General features: G+C 67.2%; 6 protein-coding genes and 1 rRNA gene. All 7 read left to right on the top strand.

What is annotated here, in order from left to right; translation table 11 throughout:
* Nucleotides 1–95, top strand: a 5S ribosomal RNA gene (rrf, locus tag ACZ6TU_RS27715); the annotation flags it as partial.
* Between the two features lie 109 nt (nt 96–204).
* Nucleotides 205–813 (top strand): CDP-alcohol phosphatidyltransferase family protein, encoded by a 609-nt coding sequence (locus ACZ6TU_RS27710; protein WP_059416752.1) that lies wholly within the window; start codon nt 205–207, stop codon nt 811–813.
* A 115-nt stretch (nt 814–928) separates the two neighbouring features.
* Nucleotides 929–3,424, top strand: a complete 2,496-nt coding sequence (locus ACZ6TU_RS27705; RefSeq protein ID WP_467676698.1) for a sugar phosphate nucleotidyltransferase — start codon at nt 929–931, stop codon at nt 3,422–3,424.
* A gap of 98 nt (nt 3,425–3,522) precedes the next feature.
* A complete protein-coding gene (locus ACZ6TU_RS27700) occupies nt 3,523–4,437 on the top strand; it encodes a DUF881 domain-containing protein (protein WP_469551820.1) in 915 nt (304 codons plus the stop codon).
* Nucleotides 4,434–4,766, top strand: coding sequence for a small basic family protein (locus tag ACZ6TU_RS27695; RefSeq protein WP_003988855.1), 333 nt, complete (start codon nt 4,434–4,436; stop codon nt 4,764–4,766). The genes ACZ6TU_RS27700 and ACZ6TU_RS27695 overlap by 4 nt, the downstream gene beginning before the upstream one ends.
* Nucleotides 4,767–4,771: 5 nt before the next feature.
* Complete coding sequence (locus tag ACZ6TU_RS27690; protein WP_469551817.1) at nt 4,772–5,710, top strand: DUF881 domain-containing protein; 939 nt, start codon at nt 4,772–4,774, stop codon at nt 5,708–5,710.
* Nucleotides 5,711–5,771: 61 nt separating this feature from the next.
* Nucleotides 5,772–6,725 carry an FHA domain-containing protein gene (locus ACZ6TU_RS27685; RefSeq protein ID WP_467676668.1) on the top strand — a complete coding sequence of 318 codons (954 nt, stop codon included), beginning with the start codon at nt 5,772–5,774 and terminating at the stop codon, nt 6,723–6,725.
* Nucleotides 6,726–6,730: the final 5 nt, after the last annotated feature.

The following is a 6,730-nucleotide window of genomic DNA, read 5'->3' as shown; positions in this document are numbered from 1 at the left end:
AAACGCCCGGTTACATTCCGAACCCGGAAGCTAAGCCTTACAGCGCCGATGGTACTGCAGGGGGGACCCTGTGGGAGAGTAGGACGCCGCCGAACTCCTTTTAGAGCTCTGGCTCTTGGGCACACAGCCCGAGAGCCAGAGCTTTTTTGCGTTGAGGTAAGGTCAGGGAGCATCGTTGGTACGTTTCCCACAGGAGGCCCCCGGGTGGAGGTTCAGGAGACTCGCGTCCAGACGGACCGTGTGCTCACCATCCCGAACATCCTCAGCATGGCGCGCCTCGTCGGCGTGCCCCTCTTCCTGTGGTTGATTCTGCGGCCTGAGTTCGGTGGGCCCCAGAGTGACGGCTGGGCCCTTCTGGTACTGGCGCTGAGCGGCGTCAGTGACTACCTGGACGGCAAGCTCGCGCGGCGCTGGAACCAGATCAGCAGCCTTGGCCGGCTCCTCGATCCCGCGGCCGACCGGCTCTACATTCTTTCGACTTTGGTCGGCCTCACCTGGCGCGAGATTCTGCCCCTCTGGTTGACCGCTGCACTTCTGGCGCGGGAGCTGGTTCTGCTGGTGATGGTGGGCATCCTCCGTCGGCACGGCTATCCGCCGCCCCAGGTGAACTTCCTGGGCAAGGCCGCCACCTTCAACTTGATGTATGCCTTCCCGCTGCTCCTGCTCAGTGACGGAAGTGGTTGGATCTCGTCACTGGCTGCTATTTTCGGATGGGCGTTCGCCGGATGGGGTACAACGCTGTACTGGTGGGCAGGAGTCCTCTACGTGGTACAAGTCCGCCGCCTGGTCCGTGCGGACGCCATGCCCGATTGAACTCGCGGATTGCTCCCACCGAAGCGGTGCGTTGGCCCGTGGTGCAAAAGTGCGGGACAATCCTCGCGGGGGAAGTCGGCTAGACCGTCGTCTCTTTGAGGAGGACGCTTCCGACATGAAGGCCGTCGTGATGGCCGGAGGCGAAGGCACGCGCCTTCGCCCCATGACCTCAAGCATGCCCAAGCCGCTCCTGCCCGTGGCCAACCGCCCGATCATGGAGCATGTGCTGCGGCTGCTCAAAAGGCATGGGCTCAACGAAACAGTCGTAACTGTCCAGTTCCTGGCCTCGCTCGTCAAGAACTACTTCGGTGACGGCGAAGAGCTCGGTATGGAGCTCACCTATGCCAATGAGGAGAAGCCACTCGGTACCGCCGGAAGCGTCAAGAATGCCGAAGAGGCGTTGAAGGACGATGCCTTCCTCGTCATCTCCGGCGATGCTCTGACGGATTTCGACCTCACCGAGCTCATCAATTTCCACAAGGAGAAGGGCGCCCTGGTCACGGTCTGCCTGACGCGTGTGCCCAATCCGCTGGAGTTCGGCATCACCATTGTCGACGAGGAAGGCAAGGTGGAGCGCTTCCTTGAGAAGCCCACCTGGGGCCAGGTCTTCTCCGACACCGTGAACACCGGCATCTACGTGATGGAGCCCGAGGTCTTCGACTATGTCGAGCCCGATGTGCCCGTCGACTGGTCCGGCGATGTCTTCCCGCAGTTGATGAAGGAAGGCAAGCCGGTCTACGGCTACATCGCCGAGGGGTACTGGGAGGACGTCGGCACGCACGAGAGCTATGTGAAGGCGCAGGCCGACGTCCTGGAGGGCAAGGTCGACGTCGACATCGACGGGTTCGAGATCTCCGCCGGAGTGTGGGTCGCGGAGGGGGCCGAGGTCCATCCCGACGCCGAGCTCCGCGGGCCGCTCTACATCGGCGACTACGCCAAGGTCGAGGCCGGCGCCGAAATCCGTGAGCACACCGTCGTGGGCTCCAATGTGGTCGTCAAGAGCGGCGCATTTCTGCACAAGGCCGTCGTTCACGACAACGTCTACGTAGGGCCGCACAGCAATCTTCGCGGCTGCGTGGTCGGAAAGAACACCGACATCATGCGCGCCGCGCGGATCGAGGACGGGGCGGTCATCGGTGATGAGTGCCTGATCGGTGAAGAATCGATCGTTCAAGGCAATGTGCGGGTCTATCCGTTCAAGACCATCGAAGCCGGTGCCTTCGTCAACACCTCGGTCATCTGGGAATCCAGGGGACAGGCGCACCTCTTCGGCGCCCGTGGCGTGTCCGGAATCCTGAACGTGGAGATCACGCCGGAGCTGGCGGTACGGCTTGCCGGTGCCTATGCGACGACCCTGAAAAAGGGCTCGACCGTCACCACGGCCCGCGACCACTCGCGTGGTGCCCGCGCGCTGAAGCGAGCGGTGATCTCCGCGTTGCAGGCCAGTGCCATCGACGTACGGGACCTGGAGAACGTGCCGCTGCCTGTGGCCCGGCAGCAGACGGCGCGTGGCAGTGCCGGCGGGATCATGATCCGTACGACGCCCGGGGTACCGGACTCCGTGGACATCATGTTCTTCGACGGGAACGGTGCCGACCTGTCGCAGGGCAGCCAGCGGAAGCTGGACCGGGTGTTCGCGCGGCAGGAATACCGTCGGGCGTTCCCGGGTGAGATCGGGGATCTGCACTTCCCGGCCAGCGTCTTCGACTCGTACACCGGGTCGTTGCTGCGGAATGTCGACACGACGGGTATTTCCGAGTCCGGGCTGAAGGTCGTCGTCGACGCGTCCAACGGCAGTGCGGGACTCGTGCTGCCGAGTCTGCTCGGGAAGCTCGGTGTCGACTCGCTGACCATCAATCCCGGTCTCGATGAGTCCAGGCCGACGGAGACCGCGGACATGCGGCGGTCGGGGATGGTGCGTCTCGGTGAGATCGTTGCGTCCTCGGGGGCCGCGTTCGGGGTGCGGTTCGATCCCGTCGGTGAGCGGTTGTCCCTCGTCGACGAGAAGGGGCGCATCATCGAGGACGACCGGGCGCTGCTCGTGATGCTGGACCTAGTCGCCGCCGAGCGGCGCAGCGGCAGGGTCGCCCTGCCGGTGACCACGACCCGGATCGCCGAGCAGGTGGCGGCGTACCACGGGACCCAGGTCGAGTGGACGACCACGTCTCCAGACGACCTCACGCGCGTGGGCGGTGAGGAAGGGACGATCTTCGGCGGCGACGGCAAGGGCGGCTTCATCGTCCCCGACTTCAGCAGCGTCTACGACGCCACCGCGGCCTTCGTGCGGCTCATCGGGCTCGTGGCGCGGACGCAGCTCACGCTCAGCCAGATCGACGCGCGGATTCCGCGGGCGCACGTCCTGAAGCGGGATCTGGCGACTCCGTGGGCCGTCAAGGGGCTCGTGATGCGGCGAGTCGTCGAGGCTGCCGGAGACCGGTTCGTGGACACCACGGACGGCGTGCGCGTGGTGGAGACGGACGGCCGTTGGGTGATGGTGCTGCCCGACCCGGCCGAGGCGGTCACCCACCTGTGGGCCGAGGGGCCGGACGACGCCTCAGCGCAGGCCCTGCTGGACGAGTGGTCGGCGGTCGTGGACAGCGCTGGCCGGTAGAACGGCCTGCACGCGTGCGTGCCGGACAAGTGTCCCCAAGGGGGCCTGTCCGGCACGCCGGTGGGGCCGTTCGGAGGTAGTGGCCGCGACGTGCGACGATGTGCGGCATGCCGCAGCAACCCCCCATTCGGAGCACACCGACGCGGCCCAGGCGCCCGGACGCGTCCATGTCGTTGATCACCAACGTCATGGACCACAGCCTCGACGACGGATACGCCGAGGCCGCCGCGCGGAAGAAGGCCGCGGGCGACGGTGGCATGCCGAGGACGCTCAGGGCGAAGCTGGGATTCGCCGCCGGCCTGGTGCTCGCGGCCCTCGTCGTGACCGTGGGAGCGGCGCAGGCGCGGGTCGCCGCTCCGGTCGTCGCCAAGGAGCGCGAGGAGCTGGTCGACCGGATCGACCGGGAGGCCGAGGCGGCGGACAAGCTGGAGGACTCCGTCGACCGGCTGCGCGAGGATGTGAGCGCGCGCCAACGGGAAGCGCTGAAGCACAGTGGTGGCAGCGCCGAGTCCGAGATCGTGGGCATCCAGTCGGGCGCCACAGCCGTGCACGGCCCCGGCGTGAAGCTGGTGGTGAACGACGCCAAGGACGCCGGCGCGGGCGGTGACGGCGACCCGCGCGAGACCACGGGGTTCTCCGACACCGGCCGGGTGCGGGACCGGGACATGCAGCGCGTGGTCAACGGGCTGTGGGAGTCGGGCGCCGAGGCCGTCTCCATCAACGGGCAGCGGCTGACCGCGCTGTCCGCGATCAGGGCCGCGGGGGACGCGATACTGGTCGACAACAAGCCGCTGGTGCCGCCGTACACGGTGCTCGCGGTGGGGGACGGGCAGCGGCTGAGCACTCGGTTCCAGAACAGCGCGGACGGGCTGTACCTCGACGCGCTCCAGGAGAGCTACGGCGTCAGGACAGCCATCTCCGTGGAGGACGACCTCCGGCTGCCTGCCGCGCCGAGTGTGATCGTACGTACAGCACAGCCGAGCACTGAGAAGAGCGAGAAGGGCACATCGTGATCGCCGTACTGGGCCTCGTCGTGGGAGTCGTGGCCGGCCTTTTGGTCCGGCCTGAGGTTCCGGCGGTGGTCGAGCCTTATCTGCCGATCGCTGTCGTGGCGGCGCTCGACGCCGTCTTCGGCGGCCTGCGGGCCATGCTCGACGGCATCTTCGACGACAAGGTCTTCGTGGTGTCGTTCCTGTCGAACGTGGTGGTGGCCGCGTTGATCGTGTTCCTGGGGGACAAGCTGGGCGTGGGTGCCCAGCTGTCCACCGGTGTGGTGGTCGTCCTCGGTATCCGAATCTTCTCCAATGCCGCGGCGATCCGTCGGCACGTGTTCCGGGCGTGAGGCCGATGAGCGAGCGCGACGACAAGGGCCCCGAGGAGACCGGCGCCACGCGCGCGGACCAGCGTGACGGGAACGGCGAGTCGGGGAACAGGCTGCGCGAGGAACTGCCCCAAGAGGTGTCCGCGTCGGCGCCTGCTGCCCAGGACACTTCGGAACCGGAACCCGAACCGCAGGCGGCTCCTGAGCCTGAACCGCAGGCGGCCGCCGAGCCCGAGCCGCAGCTGACCGGTCGGCAGCGGTTGGTGAAGGGGCTGTGGCCGCCGCGGGTCTCACGGGCCCAACTCATCGTCGCGGTGCTGCTGTTCGGCCTCGGATTCGGGCTGGCCGTGCAGGTGGCCTCGAACAGCGACAGTGACAGCGCGCTGCGCGGTGCCCGTCAGGAAGATCTTGTCCGCATCCTCGATGAACTGGACGACCGTACGCAGCGTCTTGAGGACGAGAAGCAGGGCCTCGAGAAGCAGCGCGACGAGCTGGAGAACAGCTCGGACCAGGCCGAGGAGGCCCGGAAGCAGACCATCGAGAAGGAGAGGCAACTCGGCATCCTGGCGGGCACGGTGGCCGCGCAGGGGCCCGGCATCACCATGACCATCGAGGACACGAAGGGGACGGTCGAGGCGGACATGCTGCTCGACGCGATCCAGGAGCTGCGCGCGGCGGGTGCCGAGGCGATCCAGGTGAACGGCGTGCGGGTCGTCGCGGGCACGTATCTGACGGACTCCGGCAAGGGTGTGAGCGTCGACGGGAACAAGATCAACGCGCCCTATCGTTTCAAGGTCATCGGCAAACCGCAGGACCTCGAGCCGGCGCTCAACATCCCCGGAGGCGTGGTGCAGACTCTCGAGAAGGAACAGGCCACGGTCACCATCGAGCGGTCGACCAAGATCGTCGTGGACGCCTTGCGGGCGGTGAAGCGGCCTGACTACGCTCGGTCGTCCTCCCAGTGAGCCGGGGGTGCATGGGCGACCTTCGGCGAGGGCATGAGGTTGCGGGGGGTCGGCGCACCGAATGGGTGGTGCGTGGTGGAAACTGTCTGGTGCAGACGGACGTTGTCAGGATGTCCGGGTCGGCCAGAGTGTTCAGTCAGGGTTCGTCCTGCCCCACGGGCGGGTCTGTTTCGGTCAAGGGGAATCGCCCGTGAAGTTGTTTGCGAAGTTGTTCGGCAAGAGCGCGCGAGAGGGCAGCGACAACGCGACCGCTCGCCATCGCGCACAGCCTGACGCGGAGGGCCAGCGGCCGCTGTTCCGGGACCAGGTCGGTGGCCCGGGCGGTGACATTTCCGGAGGTCAGGGCGCGCCGTCGGTTGACCCTGCGCAGCCCGGCGGCATAGGTTTCGGGCAACCGTCAACCTCAGGTGCGGGTGGAGGGTTTTCCGACCCGTATGCGTCCAATGCCCCCGATGGGCAGCCGCGGCAGGAGGATCCGATGTCGGCCCTGGTGTGTACGAGGTGCGGTAACCGCAACGCGGAGAACAGCCGCTTCTGCTCCAACTGCGGCGCGCCGCTGCGGGCCGGGGCGGCGGCGGAGCGTCCGTCCGAGACGACCTCCACGATCTCCATCTCCGGTATCGAGGCCTACGACAGCGAGACCACCGGCCAGACGCCGATGCCGACGCTGTCCCCCGAGGCGCAGGCGGCCGTCGACGCGCTGCCGCTGGGCTCCGCGCTCCTGGTCGTGCGCCGCGGGCCGAACTCGGGCAGCCGCTTCCTGCTGGACGGCGATCTGACCACGGCCGGGCGTCATCCGCAGAGCGACATCTTCCTGGACGACGTGACGGTCTCCCGGCGTCATGTGGAGTTCCGCCGTGGCCAGGACGGTTCGTTCACAGTGGCCGACGTGGGCAGCCTGAACGGCACGTACGTGAATCGCGAGCGGATCGACCAGGTCGCGGTCAACAACGGCGACGAGGTGCAGATCGGCAAGTACCGGCTGGTCTTCTACGCCAGCCAGCGGGGCTACTGACGGGA

It is taken from the genome of Streptomyces sp. NPDC052064 (assembly GCF_055585925.1).
The sequence above is the reverse complement of the archived record's forward strand: the minus strand, read 5'-3'. Positions and strand labels throughout refer to the sequence as shown.